This is a genomic window from uncultured Jannaschia sp. (genome assembly GCF_947494055.1).
In the GTDB taxonomy this organism is placed as follows: Bacteria; Pseudomonadota; Alphaproteobacteria; order Rhodobacterales; family Rhodobacteraceae; genus Jannaschia.
In genome coordinates this window covers 1-1,952 of sequence record NZ_CANLTR010000120.1, presented here as the reverse complement: position 1 = coordinate 1,952, position 1,952 = coordinate 1, and the positions used below count along the sequence as shown (strand labels likewise).

The window sequence follows — 1,952 nt, the reverse complement described above, 5'->3', positions numbered from 1 at the left end:
CACTCCCCATCTTGAGATGGGTAGATCTCGCAATCAGGCCGATGCCCGACAACGTGGGCCGCAGCCACCGCTTACGACTGATCGGCTATGCGAGGGTATCGACGGCCGAGGGCGTGCAAGTCCTCGACCGCCAACTCGACGCCCTGCGCGAGGCGGGATGTGAGCGCGTGTTCGAAGACCGGGCGTCGGGCGCGAAGGGTGCCAGCAATTCCGAACGGCCGGGACTTGCCGCGTGCCTCGACTACCTACGCAAGGGCGACGTTCTGATCGTACTCGATCTCGACCGTCTGGGCAGACTTGCGACCGAACTCGTCGCCCTGATCGACGCCCTTGCCGAGCGAGGCGTTGCATTCCGGGCACTGAACTCGCCGATGGACACGACGACGCCGCAGGGGCGGGCTTTCTTGCAGATTCAGGCCGCCTTCGCGGAGATGGAGCGCAATGTGATCCGTCAGCGTGTACGTGAGGGGCTGAAGGCCGCACGGGCCAGGGGCCGCATGGGCGGGCGTCCTCGCATCATGACGGTGGAGAAGCTGCGCTATGCCCGACACCTCATGGCCGACCCTGCCCGCTCGATACCGTCGATCTGTGTCGAACTCGGCGGCATTCCCGCCTCCACCCTCTACCACTACGTCCGCGCGGACGGAGGGCTGAAGGAGGCCGGAGAGAAGCTGCTGGCCGCCGCCGAGAGTGTCAGTGAACAACCTCTACGGGATGCTTGGTGACGATCGGGAGCGTCCACACTGTCTGCCATTGGATCGTGCGAAAGAGGCCGTCATGGATCTCCCCGCTGGCGCGGCGGTTCGGGATCAGCCGAATGACGGTGCAGCGCATCCGCGACGGACGTGGCAAGGTGAACGCCACAGCCGAGGAGGGGTGAGCCATCTGCAACCTGTATTCCTTGACTCGGGGCCAGGCCGCGATCCGCGAGATCGCCGACGTGATGACGGACAACACCGGCAACCTCGCCCCCCTGCCCGCGATCTTCCCTGACCAGTCCGCCCCGGTGGTCCGCCAGGGCGACGACGGCCGCGAGCTCGCGATGATGCGGTGGGGCATGCCGTCGCCGACGTTCGCCTTAAAGAACCGCAAGACCGATCCCGGCGTCACCAACGTCCGCAATCTCGGCTCGTCCCACTGGCGGCGCTGGCTCGGCGTCGAGCATCGCTGCCTCGTGCCGTTCACCAGCTTCTCGGAATACCGCGTCGAGATCGACAAGACCCGCACCCCGGTCTGGTTCGCGCGGAACGAGGACCGTCCGCTGATGTTCTTCGCCGGCATCTGGACGGAATGGACGAGCGTGCGGAAGGTGAAGGAGGGCGAGGTGACGGCCAAGCTCTACGGGTTCCTGACTACCGAGGCGAACGCGACCGTGAGCGCGATCCATCCGAAGGCCATGCCGGTGATCCTCACCGAACCGGACGAATGGGAGGCGTGGCTGACCGCGCCGTTCGACGAGGCGAAAGCGCTGCAGCGGCCGCTACCGGACGATGTGCTGCGGATCGTAGCGGAGGGGGAGCGAAGGGATGGTGACGACAATAGATAGCCTCCGTTGTTCCGCATTGCGGCGATCGACACGGAGGGCGGGAAGCCGTCATTCGCTGCGGACGCGAACACTGCAAGAAACTCTCTACACGGTGGACCTCATTCGAGAATGCGTCCGACACAGCGGCATCGCCCGATAGCAACCCCGTAAGATCAAATCTGTGGAATGGGCAACTCGTTTAAATCAGTGCGCGCCTCAGACCAGCTCGGATAGTACGTTGACAGGAGATCAAAGAACCTTGGGCTATGGGTCGGTGCGAGTATGTGGATGATCTCGTGAACCACGACGTACTCCAACAAATCCCGGGGTTTCTTAACCAACTCTACGACTAAAGCGTTTCGGCATTAACCCGAGGCGTATCCGGCAGCAGTGAAGTAGTTCCAGCACTCCTGCGGGTCGTAGAGAT

General features: G+C 63.6%; 3 protein-coding genes. 2 read left to right on the top strand and 1 reads right to left on the bottom strand.

The window, feature by feature from the left end; translation table 11 throughout:
* Window positions 1-41 precede the first annotated feature (41 nt).
* Both Q1A87_RS23360 and Q1A87_RS23355 read left to right on the top strand, forming a co-directional pair.
* Window positions 42-725 carry a recombinase family protein gene (locus Q1A87_RS23360; RefSeq protein WP_299657225.1) on the top strand — a complete coding sequence of 228 codons (684 nt, stop codon included), beginning with the start codon at window positions 42-44 and terminating at the stop codon, window positions 723-725.
* A 158-nt stretch (window positions 726-883) separates the two neighbouring features.
* Entirely contained in the window at window positions 884-1,546 is a 663-nt protein-coding gene (locus Q1A87_RS23355) for an SOS response-associated peptidase (RefSeq protein ID WP_299657222.1), read from the top strand.
* Window positions 1,547-1,698: 152 nt separating this feature from the next.
* Here Q1A87_RS23355 and Q1A87_RS24410 read toward each other — a convergent pair whose 3' ends face one another.
* Window positions 1,699-1,866 carry a M48 family metallopeptidase gene (locus tag Q1A87_RS24410; protein WP_363323069.1) on the bottom strand — a complete coding sequence of 56 codons (168 nt, stop codon included), beginning with the start codon at window positions 1,864-1,866 and terminating at the stop codon, window positions 1,699-1,701.
* Window positions 1,867-1,952 lie beyond the last annotated feature (86 nt).